The sequence below is a fragment of the Rhodoferax sp. genome (assembly GCF_028714215.1).
In the GTDB taxonomy this organism is placed as follows: domain Bacteria; phylum Pseudomonadota; class Gammaproteobacteria; order Burkholderiales; family Burkholderiaceae_C; genus Rhodoferax.
In genome coordinates this window covers 35,569-48,253 of record NZ_JAQTMS010000040.1, presented here as the reverse complement: position 1 = coordinate 48,253, position 12,685 = coordinate 35,569, and the positions used below count along the sequence as shown (strand labels likewise).

Annotated in this window: 10 protein-coding genes; 1 reads left to right on the top strand and 9 read right to left on the bottom strand. The window is 65.5% G+C overall.

The genetic code is table 11. The features are described 5' to 3' along the window. Positions 1-118: 118 nt before the first annotated feature. The 8 genes from PHS32_RS17010 to PHS32_RS16975 form a co-directional block, all read right to left on the bottom strand. Positions 119-1,144, bottom strand: coding sequence for an IS110 family transposase (locus PHS32_RS17010; protein ID WP_301080252.1), 1,026 nt, complete (start codon positions 1,142-1,144; stop codon positions 119-121). A 314-nt stretch (positions 1,145-1,458) separates the two neighbouring features. Beyond that, positions 1,459-2,184: a DJ-1/PfpI family protein gene (locus PHS32_RS17005; protein WP_301080251.1), complete on the bottom strand. Its 726-nt coding sequence runs from the start codon at positions 2,182-2,184 to the stop codon at positions 1,459-1,461. Then, positions 2,181-3,599 (bottom strand): amidase family protein, encoded by a 1,419-nt coding sequence (locus PHS32_RS17000; protein ID WP_301080250.1) that lies wholly within the window; start codon positions 3,597-3,599, stop codon positions 2,181-2,183. The genes PHS32_RS17005 and PHS32_RS17000 overlap by 4 nt, the downstream gene beginning before the upstream one ends. After that, entirely contained in the window at positions 3,596-5,224 is a 1,629-nt protein-coding gene (locus PHS32_RS16995) for an ABC transporter ATP-binding protein (RefSeq protein WP_301080249.1), read from the bottom strand. The genes PHS32_RS17000 and PHS32_RS16995 overlap by 4 nt, the downstream gene beginning before the upstream one ends. After that, positions 5,221-6,063, bottom strand: a complete 843-nt coding sequence (locus tag PHS32_RS16990; protein ID WP_301080248.1) for an ABC transporter permease — start codon at positions 6,061-6,063, stop codon at positions 5,221-5,223. The genes PHS32_RS16995 and PHS32_RS16990 overlap by 4 nt, the downstream gene beginning before the upstream one ends. Next, positions 6,060-7,034, bottom strand: a complete 975-nt coding sequence (locus PHS32_RS16985) for an ABC transporter permease (RefSeq protein ID WP_301080247.1) — start codon at positions 7,032-7,034, stop codon at positions 6,060-6,062. The genes PHS32_RS16990 and PHS32_RS16985 overlap by 4 nt, the downstream gene beginning before the upstream one ends. Before the next feature lie 19 nt (positions 7,035-7,053). Then, positions 7,054-8,604: an ABC transporter substrate-binding protein gene (locus tag PHS32_RS16980; RefSeq protein ID WP_301080246.1), complete on the bottom strand. Its 1,551-nt coding sequence runs from the start codon at positions 8,602-8,604 to the stop codon at positions 7,054-7,056. A 223-nt stretch (positions 8,605-8,827) separates the two neighbouring features. Then, positions 8,828-9,631, bottom strand: a complete 804-nt coding sequence (locus PHS32_RS16975) for an alpha/beta hydrolase (protein ID WP_301080245.1) — start codon at positions 9,629-9,631, stop codon at positions 8,828-8,830. 143 nt (positions 9,632-9,774) lie between these two features. Here PHS32_RS16975 and PHS32_RS16970 point away from each other — a divergent pair, with 143 nt between their 5' ends. Further along, complete coding sequence (locus tag PHS32_RS16970; RefSeq protein ID WP_301080244.1) at positions 9,775-10,449, top strand: TetR/AcrR family transcriptional regulator; 675 nt, start codon at positions 9,775-9,777, stop codon at positions 10,447-10,449. A 9-nt stretch (positions 10,450-10,458) separates the two neighbouring features. Here the strand turns inward: PHS32_RS16970 and PHS32_RS16965 are convergent, their stop codons facing one another. After that, on the bottom strand, positions 10,459-12,642 hold the full coding sequence (locus PHS32_RS16965) for an acetoacetate--CoA ligase (protein ID WP_301080243.1): 2,184 nt from the start codon (positions 12,640-12,642) through the stop codon (positions 10,459-10,461). Between the last annotated feature and the right edge of the window lie 43 nt (positions 12,643-12,685).

The following is a 12,685-nucleotide window of genomic DNA, read 5'->3' as shown; positions in this document are numbered from 1 at the left end:
CTCATCGCGTCGCGTGGGCTTGCGGTAGTTCTCGAAAGTCTGATCGGCTGCCATGGCTAGGGTTTGTTGTTTCATCGGCCTGTAACGCTTCAGCCCCTTGGGGCGTGGACCTTAATCATCAAATCCCAAAGGCTTTACCGCGTACAAACACGGCCCACAGGATGCGAGCGTTCTTGTTGGCCAAGGCCACCACTGCCTTCTGCCAACCCGACCTCTGTCTGATCTGGAGCACCCACCTGGAGATCGGGTCATCGCGTTTATGCGCCGTCAGCACGATCGACTTGGCCCCCTGGATCAAGAGCGTGCGCAGGTACATATCCCCGTGCTTGGTTATTCTGCCCAGGTTGTTCTTGCCACCGCTGGAGTGTTGCCGTGGCGTCAGACCCAGCCAGGCACCAAACTGCGCACCGTCCTTGAACTGGTGGAAGTCGCCCACGCTGGCCACCACCGCCGAGGCGGTGACCGGCCCCACACCCATGAGTTGCTGGGCCTGGCGCACCTGCTCGTTAGTCTTGAGGTGTGCTGCGATTCGCTGGTCGCACCAGTCCAGGTGCTCATCCAACTCCTGCCACTGCACGAAGGCACGTTGCAGGGCCAGGCGTGCCAGGCCTCCGAGTTCGTTGCTGGCGTCCTCTATTGTCTCGGGCAGGGCCTGGCGCAGCACTTCAGGCTTTTGGGCGAACACCAGCCCGAACTCGGCCAACAGGCCGCGAATGCGGTTGATGCAGGCCACCCTCTCAGTCTTGAAGCCCTCGCGCAGGCGGTGGATGCACAGCATGCTTTGCTGCTCCACGCTCTTGACCGGCACGAAGTGCATCTGGGGTCGGCTGGCCGCCTCGCAGATGGCCGCCGCATCGTTAGCGTCGTTCTTGCCGCCTTTGCCTTGCATGCGGTAGGGCGCGACCAGGTGGGCGGCGATGATGCGCGCATCCAGGCCCATGGCGATCAGCTTGCGGGCCCAGTGGTGGGCGCTGGAGCTGGCCTCCATGGCAACCAGGCAACCTGGGGGCAACTGCGCGCACCAGGGCAGGAATTTCTCGCGCGTCAATGCGCGTCCCGTGACCCGCAATCCTGCGGCATTGACCGCCAGGACCTGGATGACGCGCTTTGCCAGATCAACGCCAACTCGTGTAATCTCTTGCATGGGACTTCTCCTTCCAAAGGTTGTAGATTGACTTCCAAAAAACCAATCTTGGCACTTGATGCCGTTACCAGGAAGCGGGAAGTCCCTTCGTATTCATTTGGCAAAACCCCAAGTCCACGCTACGCCACTCACCCCAGCGCCCTCGGTAGCGGCATCGGTGGTTTGCGCGGGCCGAACAGCCACCATGGAACAGGTTGGCGGGGCGCTCAGTGCAGCGGCATAAAGGAGGACGCCGAAGGCGGGGGGACAGCCGCAGCGCTGAGTGCCCCACCAGCCTGATCCACCCGCCATGCCGGACAGAGCTTGACATGTCATCAATTTGAGGAAGAACCATGGTGACCGTGAGTCACTGACACAGCGTAAGGAGTCCAACGTTGCGCGGCTTGCGTTGCCAGCGCCAGAAAAGGTGCCAGCATTTCACGCATCGCGTCGGTCGTCGCCTGTCCCGCGCGCGCCGGCGAGCCCGCATCGAAGGGTGGGGCGGGGTCGTACTCGGCCACCAGTTGGACCTTGCGTGCGTGCTCGGTACCGGCGATCGTCGCCACCAGCGTCAAGGCGAAATCCAGACCGGCGGTCACACCGGCGCCTGTAAGCACGTTGCCGTCCTGGACCACCCGCTGGTCCACTGGCGTGGCGCCAAACCGGCTCAGCAGATCCCGTGCCACCCAGTGCGAAGTGGCGCGGCGCCCTTGCAGCAGCCCGGCGGCGCCGAGAATCAGCGATCCGGTGCAGACACTGGTGACCCAACGGGCCTGCTGCCCGCGCGAGCGCATGAAGGCAAGGGTCGCTTCGTCTTCCATGGCCGCCAGGGTGCCGCGCGTTCCTCCGGGGGTGAACAACACCTCCAACTGCTGTGGACAGTCGTCGAAAGTGGTGCTGGGCGTGATCACCAAGCCGAGGTCGCTGGTGATGGGCTCCAGCGTCTTGGCCACCAGATGCACGCGCACGTTGGGCAGCATGGACAGGATGTGGTGCGGGCCGATCAGGTCCAGCGCCGTCATCGCCGGGTAGGCGAGCAGCGCAATGTGGCGAACAGTCATGGGTGTGGTTCCTTGAGGAGAGGTGGGCGCCGTTGCACCCAGGGTTGCGCGGCTTCGAGTTGGTAGGCCAGCTGGAACAGCCCTTCGTCGCCCCCGGCTGCGGCGGCGAAGTGCACGCCGACCGGCAAGCCGTCAGGGGTCCAGTGCAAGGGCAGCGACATGCCGGGCTGCCCGGTGATGTTCTGCAGCGGGGTGAAGGCCACGTTGCGGCTGACCCGCTGGTGCAGGGTCGCGTAGTCAAGGTCGGGCGCGTGCTGGCCCCGCAGCACCGGATGCTCGGCCGAAATCGGCGTCATCAGGACGTCCCATTCGCGATGAAATTGTTCCATCTGCGCGCTGGCCATCAGGCAGTGTTGCACCATGGCTTCGACGCGCTCGGGCGCAAGTGCAGCCCCTTCGCGCGCCAGCCCCCGCGTCCAGGGCTCGACATCAAGGAGGAAGTGCCGCCGCTGCGCCTCGGGCATGGCCGCGACTTCGACATGGACCGAATAGGCCCAGCGGTCGAAAAACGCCGCATGCAAGCCGGGTGCGTCGATCGGCCAATCGCAGGAAACCACTTGGTGGCCCAGGCTGCGCATCAGCTCGGCCGTGTGCAGCAGCGCCGCCTCGAAAGCGCCGGCCAGCGGCCCGCCGTGCAAGGGGCGCGTGATCAGCGCGACTCTGAGCTTGCGACCCAGCGGCTGAGGTCCCCACGGCTTTACAGCCTGGTCCAGCGGGTCGCGGCGCGCTGATTCGGCGATCGCGAAGGCCAGCGCACTGTCGCGCACGCTGAGCGTGAGCACATGCGACGCCACGACCGACTGCAGCCGGGCGTCGAACTCGGGCGCTGCCGCCGTGGTGCGTCCGCGCGACGGCTTGAAGCCGAACACGCCGCAGCAGGCGGCCGGGAAACGGATCGAGCCGCCGCCATCGCTGCCGTGCGCGATCGGTGCGATGCGCGCCGCCACCGCCGCGGCGCTGCCGCCGCTGGAGCCGCCGCTGGCCACGTCGGCGCGCCAGGGGTTCTGCGTCGGCCCGAAGGCCATCGGCTCGGTGACGTCCATCAGGCCGAACTCGGGGGTGTTGGTCTTGCCGATGAAGATCGCGCCCTGCGCCTGCATGGCCGCAACCCACGGGTCCACACTGCTGCCCATGACATTCATGCGCAGCCGGGAGCCCCTGGCGAAGCGCCGCCCGGGGTAATCCACCGTGTCCTTCAGCAGGAAGGGAACGCCGGCCAGCAGGCCCATCGGAACTTTGTCGCGGGCACGCTCCAGCGCCTCGTCTTCCCAACTGTCGATGACGGCATTGAGCGCCGGGTTGCGCTCATGCAGACGCTCGATGGCGGCTTGCACCACCTCCAGGGCGGACAGTTCCCCGCTGCGCACGCACTGCGCCGTGGCCACGGCATCGAGCGTTTCGAGTTCGCGCTTCATGCGTCAAATCCCTTCGGTTGACTGCGGGCGAAATTCGGCGCGGCGGCAATCAACTCCCGTGTGTAGTCGTGCTGCGGCTGGCCCAGCACGGTGGCCGTTTCGCCCATCTCGACGATATTGCCGCGGTGCATCACGGCGACGCGATCGCACATCTGCGCGGCCACCCGCAGATCGTGCGTGATGAAGACCATGCTGAGTTGGAACTCGCGCCGCAACTGCTCGAACAGTTCCAGCACCTGCGCCTGCACCGAGACGTCCAGCGCCGAAACCGGCTCATCCGCCACCAGCAATTGCGGCCGCAGCGCCAGCGCCCGGGCGATGGCGACACGCTGGCGCTGGCCACCCGAGAACTCGTGCGGGTAGCGCTGGGCGGCGTCCGGACCGAGCCCGACCTTGGCTAGCAACTCAGCCACCAGGGCGCTGACCTTGTCGCGCGGCTGGCCCTGCGCCAGTGGCCCGGCAGCGATCGCGGCGCCCACGGTATGGCGCGGATTGAGCGACGCATACGGGTCCTGAAACACCATCTGGATCAGGGCGCGTTCGCTTGCAGGACGGTGCCGCAGTTCAGGCGCAAGCGCGCGACCGTCGAACTGGACTTGCCCGCTGTCGCGGGCAATCAGCCCGGTGAGCAGCCGCCCCAGGGTGGACTTTCCCGAGCCCGATTCGCCGACGACGCCCAGCGTCTCGCCGCGTGACAGGGTGAAACTCAGGTTGCGAGCGGCCGGCACCTCGCGGCCCCGGCGCAGCAGGCTGCCAGCGCTGCGGTAGGTCTTGCACAGGCCCTGCACGTTCAGTAGCGGCGCGGCCTCGAAGGCGCCGCTTGCGCGCGCCCGGCCGTGCGGAATGGCGGCGATCAGCGCGCGCGTGTAGGGATGCCGGGGTGCCCGCAGCACCTCCTGCGCGGTGCCGGATTCGACGACGCGGCCGAGGCGCATCACCGCGACCCGGTCGGCAATGTCGGCGACGACACCGAAATCGTGCGTGATGAACAGCAGCGCCATGCCCTTGCGCTGCTGCAATTCGCGCATCAGCGCCAGGATCTGGGCCTGGGTCGTGACATCCAGCGCCGTGGTCGGTTCATCGGCAATCAACAGCGCGGGCTCAAGCACCAGCGCCGCGGCAATCATCACGCGCTGGCGCTGGCCGCCCGACAGGCGAAACGGAAAGGACTGCGCAATCAGTTCGGGCTCCGGCAAGCCTACATCGGTCAGCGCGCTGATGATGCGTGCGCGCCGTTGCTCGGCGGGCAAAGGGCCGTGCGCATCCAGTACCTCGCCGATCTGTTCACCGATGCGCAGCACCGGGTTCAGCGAGGTCATGGGTTCCTGAAAGACCATGCCCATGCGCTTGCCGCGCAGCGCGCGCAGTTCGGTCTCGCCCAGCGCCAGCAGGTCGCGCCCTTCGAACAGAATGCGCCCGGCCACCGGAGCCACCTGCGGCTTGGGCAGCAGCCCCATCACCGCGCTGGCGACCATCGACTTGCCCGATCCGCTTTCGCCCACCAGGCACAGGGTCTGCCCGGCACTCAGCGTGAAGTCCACACCCTCGACCGCCAGCGCCCGCTCCGCGCCCGCGGGCAGCCGGATCGACAGGCCTTGCACCTGCAACACCGGCGGCGCGCTCAACGGGTTCTCCCATCGAGCCGCGTGTTCAAGCCATCGGCCAGCCCTTCGCCGACCAGGTTCAGCGACAGCACCGTGAGCATGATCGCCAAGCCCGGGAACATTGCCACCCACCAGGCCTGCCGCAGCGCGGTGCGCGCGGCGCCCACCATGTAGCCCCAGCTCATCACGTTGGGGTCACCCAGGCCGAGAAAGCTCAGGGCCGATTCCAGCAGGATCGAACTGGCGACCATGAGCGAACCCATGACCACGATCGGGGAGACCGCGTTCGGCAAGATCTGCGTGAAGATGATTCTTGCGCTGCTCTGGCCGGCGAGCTGGGCCGCCGCGACGAACTCGCGCCCGCGCAGGGTGAGGAACTCCCCGCGCACCAGCCGTGCCACCGGCGGCCAGGAGACGATGGCAATGGCGGCGACGATGGATTGCACCGACGGTTGGAAGATCGCCACCAGCACCACGGCGAAGGCGAATCCCGGAATCGCCTGGAACAGTTCGGTGAAGCGCATCAGCAACGCATCGACCCAGCCGCCGTGGTAACCGGCCGTGGCGCCCAGGCCTATGCCCAGCAGCAGCGCGACGGCCGTGGCCGTGAGTCCGATCAGCATGGAGACGCGCGCGCCGTAGAGCAAGCCGGCGGCCACGTCGCGGCCCAGCGCGTCGGACCCCATGGGCAGTCCGGGCAGCGCGCCGGGTGCCAGGAAGGGTTGCTGCACCATGGCCCAGGGGTCGTTGCCGGCCAGCCAGGGCGCCGCCAAAGCGCACAGCGCAACCAGTGCCAATAGGGCCGCGCCGACGACCGCCGCGCGGTTGCGCCGAAAGCGCCTCCAGAAGCCGTTGTTCATGCGAGTTCGATGCGCGGGTCGACCAGCGTGTACACCAGGTCGGTCAGCACGTTGAAGGCGACGGCCAGCGCCGCGGTGAAGAGGAAGGTGCCCAGCAACAGGCTGTAGTCGCGCTGTGCCAGCGCGTCGTACAGCAGTCGACCGATGCCAGGCCAGGCAAAAACGGTTTCGATCAGCACGGCGCCACCGACCATGGCGCCGGCCTGCAAGCCGGCCATGGTCACCACCGGAAGCAGCGCGTTGCGCAAGACATGGGCGCGCAGGATGCGGCCGGGTGAAAGTCCTTTGGCGCGCGCCACCCGCACGAAGTCCTGGCCCGCCACTTCCAGCATGGCGGCGCGGGTCATGCGCGCGTAAATCGCCATGTAAAACATCGCCAGCACCATCGTCGGCAGCACCAGGTGGCGCGCGACATCCAGCACGTGCTCCAAGCCCGTGTAGCCAGCACCGACCGTCTCCTGGCCGTAGGGCGGCAACCACGGCAGCCACAACGCGAACACCAGCACCGCCAGCAGCGCCAGCCAGTACAAGGGCGTGGCGTAGAACAGTGTAGCCAGCGCGGAGATGGCGCTGTCCTTCCAGGTGCCGACGCGCGCGCTGGCCCAGACGCCCAGGCTAACCCCCAGCAGCAGCGAAATAGCCAGGGCGGAGCCGGTCAGCAGCAACGTGGCGGGCAGCCGCTCCACAATCAGGTCCAGCACCGGCTGCTGCTGCCGGTACGAATCGCCCAGGTCGCCCTGCAGCAGGTGACCGAGGTAACTGGCAAGCTGTGCCGGTAGCGGGCGATCCAGGTCGAAGCGCTGGCGCAGCTGCTGCAGGAACTGCTCGTCGCCCGCGCCCGCCTCGCCGGCCATCACCATGGCCGGATCGCCCGGCGCCATGCGGATCAGCACGAAGTTGACGACGGCGATGACCAGCAGCGTGGCCACGCCTTGAAGCAGGCGGCGCCCCAGAAACCAGAGCTTGTTCATGCGATTGCGGGCCGCCGGTTCAGCCGCGCAGAGTCGCCCGCGCCAGGCTGTCGTTCAGGCCCAGGGCGCTGTTGATGAGGTTGTCGATGCGGGTGCGGTAAACGGTCGGAAAGTTCAGTTCCAGCAGCCAGCCGGCAGCGACGTCGTCAACCATGGTGCGCTGTACCTCGGCGTAAATTTCGGCGCGCTTCTTCGGGTCGCTTTCGCGCGAGCCACGCTCGAACAGCGCGTCCACCTTGGCGCTCTGGTAGCCGCCGACGTTGTTGTAGGGTGAGCCCTTGCGGATCTCGCTGCCCATGTAGTTGCGCGCCACACCGACTGCGGGGTCGCCGTACTGATTGAAGTAGGTGAACGCAAGGTCAAAGTCCCAGTTGGACTGGCGCGCGACGACGCCCGGCAGGTCGGCGCTGACCTGCTGCACGTTGAAGCCGGCAGCCAACAGATTTTGCTTGACCATCTCCGCCGTGCGCGTCCAGACCTCGCCGTAAGGCAATCCCAGCAGGCGCACCGGCTCGCCCTTGTAGCCTGCCGCGGCCAGCAGTTTCCTGGCCTTGGCCGCGTCGTGCGGATAGGTTTGCACCTTGGGTGTGTAAAACGCCGTCAAATGGCTCAGCGGCCCGGTGGCCGGGGTTGCAAACCCTTGCCACGCCACCTTGGCGAGCGCGTCGCGGTCGATGGCATGCATCAGCGCGCGGCGCACGCGCACATCCTGCAACAAGGGGACGCGGTGGTTGATCCACAGCATGGACAGCGGCGCCAACTTTTCCCAGCCCTTGGTGCTGACGGCCACGCCGGGCAGCTTGGCCAAGCGCCCGACATCGAAGAACTCGACGGTGCCGCCTGGCAGCACGTCGATGCGGCCGGACTCGAACGCCGCAGCCCGTGACGCCGCGTCGGGAATCACGTGAAAGTAGACGTTCTCCACCGCCGGCAAGCCGGCGACGTGGTAGGCGGCATTGCGTTCGAGCTGAATGAACGAGCCACGCTGCCAGTCCCTGAACTTGTAGGCACCGGTGCCGATCGGTTTGAAAGCGGGCGGACGTGAAAGATCGACGCCCTCGAACTGATGCTTGGGCACAATCGGGAAACTGTTGACATCGAACAGTTGCAGGAAGGGCGGGTAGGGGTAATTCAGCCGGAACTCCACCGTGTGGGAGTCCAGTGCCTGCATGCTGTGCGTCAACTGCAGCACCAGTCTGAAGCGCGGATTGAGCTGGCGCATGAAGATGTCTGCCGTGTAGATCACGTCGGCGGCGTTAAAGGGTTTGCCGTCGTGCCAGGTGACGCCGCGCTTGAGTTTGAAGGTGTAGACCAAACCATCCTTGGAGACCGTCCACTCGGTGGCCAGGTTGGGCTGGGGTTGCAGCTTCTCGTCGAAACGCAGCAAACTCTCGTAAATGTTGCCATTGACCAATTGCGCCGGTGCGACACCCCCAAAGGCCGCCAGCAGCGTCGGCGGCTCAGGGTGGATCGCGATGTTGAGCGCACGCGCGCCTTGCGCCCACAGCGGCAGGGGAATGCCAGCAGCCAAGGTGCCTGCGGCAAGAAGTTGACGTCGGTTCAGTGTCATTTGTCTCTCCATCGTTCGTTTAGTTGCAAAGGAAGCGCTCGGTCTGCCCGACTTGCAAGGCCGACCGAAGGATCAAGCTCTCGATAGGGAAGTCGTTGCCGCGAATATCTGACATATACGTCAGAGAATACTAACAGCTATGTCAGGTTTCTGCAAGCGCTTGTGCCGAGGCTGTTGTGGTGATCGCTCGCCGGGTCGCGCGGCGCTTCAGGCGGGTCGCGGCTCAGGCCTGCTGTCCGAGAAATTGGAGCAGCATGGCGTTCAGGAGGGCGGGCTCCTCGATCGTCGCCGTATGCCCGGCGCGCGGGATGATTTCAAGCTGCGAATGAGGAATGCCGGCGTGAATCATCTGCGCCCGCTGCGGCCCATTGGCCCCATCGTGCTGGCCAGTGGTGACAAAGACCGGGCATTTCACATGCGGCAACAGATAGCGAATGTCGCGCCGGCGCAAAATCGGCGCCGCCGCGCGGCAGCAGGCGACCGGGTCGTTGGCGCACATGATGTCGAGCCAGCGCTCTCGCAGCGCCGCGCGCGAGGCGTCGGCCAGAAAATCCGGCCCGAAGATGATGGGCGCCATCGGCGCGCGAATCGATTCGAATCCTTCCCTGAGGATCTTCTCGAACAGGGTTTCGTATTTGGCAAGTTTTTCGTAGGGCTCGCAATCGGCCGCCGCGCCGATCGCGAACAGGCTCTTGATGCGCGCCGGCTGCTCGGCCGCCATGCGGATGCCGGCGACACCGCCGATGGACAGACCGACCCAGTGGAATTGCTCGTGACCTAAATGCGTCATCAGCGCCATGCCGTCGCGCGCCAGATTGTCGACATCGTAGCCGCCCAGGGTGACTTCGCTCTTCCCCTGGCCGCGCCAGTCCAGCCCGATGCAGCGGTATTGCGCTTTCAGCGCCTCGAATTGCGGCGCGAACATCGCGCTGGAAAAGAAGATGCCGTGGGTAAACAACAGCGCCGGCTTGTCGCCACCAGTGTCTTCGTAATACAGCTTGGCATCATTGACTTGCGCGTAAGGCATGGCGTTCTCCTCTTTGGGGTCGTTGGCCTATAAGTGACATAGACGTCAGATAATAGTAACATCCATGTCAGATTTCTGCAAATACCGCTGTTACCACCGCTCCTTCCCACTTGTCCTTGCGCGCCAGTCTCTACAATCCGGTCATGAACCCTGACCACTCAGCCAACTTCTTGCGCTTGCTGGAAGCGCGTATCCAGGATCCCGGTTTTACCAAGGGTGAACGGACTCGCGCCACCATCCGCTGGGCCACCGCGGCGATCCTGGAAGGCAGCGGTTACGCCAGCTTTTCACTCGATGTGGTGGCACGCAAGGCGAACGTCTCCCGACCCACCATTTACCAGTATTACGCCAACAAGCGCGACTGCGTGTTCGAGGTGCTGTCCGAGTTTCTGACCATCGTGTTTCAGTTCGTCGAACGTACCGGCAAGGCCAGGCGCAGCAAGACCAATGATTTGCTCACGCTGGTCACCGACGTGAACCGGGAATACATTGCGTTTTACCGCGAGAACGCGGCCTTGATGGAACGCGTGCGTGAATTGCGGCAGGACATTCCTGAATTGATCAGCCTGCAGCAGGACGTCAACCGGAAATGGGCCGAGCGGCTGGCCGCCCACATCAGCCGGGGCGGCCCGCTGTCTCCCAAACAGGCACTGCTGACGGCCTATGCGCTGGAATCCATGATCGACGATTTTTTACGCGAGTTGTTTGTACTCAAGAACCCGCACCTGGCGGCCCTGAATTTGTCGGATGACGCACTGGCCGAAAGTTTGTCGGGCGTCTGGGTGCGCGCCGCTTATGGTCGGCTGGACCCGGGTTAGCGGTCCGGCTCACTGGCGCGACCGGGCCAGCGCCACATACCAGTCCAGACAGGCCGGGTTGGCCATCGCTTCCCGATTCAGCACCTTCTCCAGCGGCTGGCCCAGCAGCAGCTTCTTGATCGGCAGTTCCTGTTTTTTGCCGGACAGGGTGCGCGGGATCTCCGCCACCTGAAAGATCTCGTTGGGCACGAAGCGCGGTGACAGCGCGGTCTTGATGGCCTCGACGATTTTTCCGCGCACACTAGCGTTCAGCGTCTGGCCCTCGCGCAACACCACAAACAGCGGCATGTAGCTCTCGCGCCCCAGGTATTCGAGGTCCACCACCAGCGAGTCCAGTACCTCGGGCAAGGCTTCCACGGCGCTGTACAGCTCGCTGGTGCCCATGCGCAAGCCGTGCCGGTTGATGGTGGCGTCGCTGCGGCCATAGATGATGCAGCCACCGTTGCGCCCGATCCTAAGCCAGTCGCCATGACGCCAGACACCGGGGTACATGTCGAAATAGCTGGCCAGGTAGCGCTGCTTGCCCTGGTCGCCCCAGAAATACAAAGGCATGCTGGGGATCGGCTGGCAGCAAACCAGCTCGCCCACTTCGTCGATCACCGGCTGCCCCTGTTCGTTCCAGGCCTCCACCGCGCAGCCCAGCAAACGGCACTGCATTTCTCCCGGCACTTGCGGCAGCTCGCGGTTGCCGCCGATGAAAGCGCCACAAAAATCGGTGCCGCCCGAAATATTGCACCACCAGATGTCGCCCCCACGCTCGCCCACTTCGTGTGGCTCCCTGCCCCCCGAGGGGGCCGTGCCTTGCTTGGGGCGGCCCGGCGCGGCGGCGTTCGCCCTGGCACCGACCTCCGCCTGTGGCTCACTGGACGTGACTCCATCAGACGCGGCGGCCCCTAACTTTTGAAATTGCGCCGTGCCCCAGGCTTGAGCCTCGGCGCTGAGGGGTGAACCGGTGGTGCCCAGGGCGCGCACACGGGACAGGTCGCCGCAGGCCGCCAGGTCGATGCCGGCCTTCTGGCAATTGGCATAAAACGCGGCCCCCGCGCCAAAGAAAGTGACACCCAGCCCGGCGGCAAAACGCCATAGCGTGCTCCAGTCGGGGGCCTGCTTGTTGCCCTCGGCATCGACCGTGCTGCCACCCGGGTTGCCGTCGAAAATGCAGCAGGTGGTGCCGCTGAGCAAGCCGCTGAGCTGCGCGTTCCACATCACCCAGCCGGTGGAGCTGTACCAGTGGTAGCGCTCGCCCAGCGTATTGGGTGCGTAGCTGCAACCGACGTCGTTGTGCAGGCACTTCAGTGCCAGCGCCACCAGCACGGTGCCACCGTGGCCGTGCACGATGGGTTTGGGCAGGCCGGTGGTGCCGCTGGAATAGACAATCCATAGCGGGTGGTCGAAGGGCAGCCAGTGCGGCTCGAAAGCCTCTGTTTGCGCATCGTTTCGGGCCGTCGCCTGCGCGAAATCGGTCCAGCCGGCAAAGTTGACGGCCTCGGTCGGCAGCCGGAGGTTGTGCTGCACGATCAGGTGTTGCACCGAGGGCAGCGCGGTGCACAGTTCCGCCACCACCGTGGTGCGGTCGAAGTCGCGCCCGCCGTAAGTCACGCCATCGCAGGCGATCAACACCTTGGGCTCGATCTGGCGGAAGCGGTCCAGCACCGCGTTGCTGCCCATGTCCGGCGCGCAGACGCTCCAGATGGCGCCGATGCTCACGGTGGCCAGAAAGGCCACCATGGTTTCCGGCGTGTTGGGCAAGTAGGCCGCTACCCGGTCGCCCGGCTGCACCCCCTGCGCCTGCAGGTGCAAGGCCAGCGCGGCCACCTGGCGCCGCAGCTCCGGCCAGCTCAGTTCGCGCGGTGCTCCCAGTGTCAGGCTTTTTTCGTTGTGGCTGACGATGGCCGCAAAGCCGGCGCCATGCGCTGGCGCCACGTGCCGCAGTACCTGCTGCGCGTAGTTGACGCGGGCGCCGACAAACCAGCGGGTATCGGGCATCGGCGCAGCGTCGCAGACCACGCTGTGCGGTGTCGACGACTGGAGTTCGAAGTAATCCCAGATGCTTTGCCAGAAGGCGTCCAGCTCGGTCGTCGACCAGCGCCAGAGTGCGTCATACGAATCGAACGCCAGGCCGCGGGTCTGTTGCAGCCAGTTTTGGTAAAGGCGAATCTGGGGAATGTTGGGGGGTGTTTGGGATTCTGTCATGGTCCAAGGGTAGCGTGACTCGGCCCCATCCTGCAAGCGCCTG

What these genes read in the sequence shown, in the direction of transcription:
- PHS32_RS17005 (WP_301080251.1), bottom strand. Translation starts at nt 2,184, where the DNA reads ATGACTGTTCGCCACATTGCGCTGCTCGCCTACCCGGCGATGACGGCG.
- PHS32_RS16990 (WP_301080248.1), bottom strand. Translation starts at nt 6,063, where the DNA reads ATGAACAACGGCTTCTGGAGGCGCTTTCGGCGCAACCGCGCGGCGGTC.
- PHS32_RS16970 (WP_301080244.1), top strand. Translation starts at nt 9,775, where the DNA reads ATGAACCCTGACCACTCAGCCAACTTCTTGCGCTTGCTGGAAGCGCGT.
- PHS32_RS16965 (WP_301080243.1), bottom strand. Translation starts at nt 12,642, where the DNA reads ATGACAGAATCCCAAACACCCCCCAACATTCCCCAGATTCGCCTTTAC.
- PHS32_RS16980 (WP_301080246.1), bottom strand. Translation starts at nt 8,604, where the DNA reads ATGACACTGAACCGACGTCAACTTCTTGCCGCAGGCACCTTGGCTGCT.
- PHS32_RS16985 (WP_301080247.1), bottom strand. Translation starts at nt 7,034, where the DNA reads ATGAACAAGCTCTGGTTTCTGGGGCGCCGCCTGCTTCAAGGCGTGGCC.
- PHS32_RS17010 (WP_301080252.1), bottom strand. Translation starts at nt 1,144, where the DNA reads ATGCAAGAGATTACACGAGTTGGCGTTGATCTGGCAAAGCGCGTCATC.
- PHS32_RS17000 (WP_301080250.1), bottom strand. Translation starts at nt 3,599, where the DNA reads ATGAAGCGCGAACTCGAAACGCTCGATGCCGTGGCCACGGCGCAGTGC.
- PHS32_RS16975 (WP_301080245.1), bottom strand. Translation starts at nt 9,631, where the DNA reads ATGCCTTACGCGCAAGTCAATGATGCCAAGCTGTATTACGAAGACACT.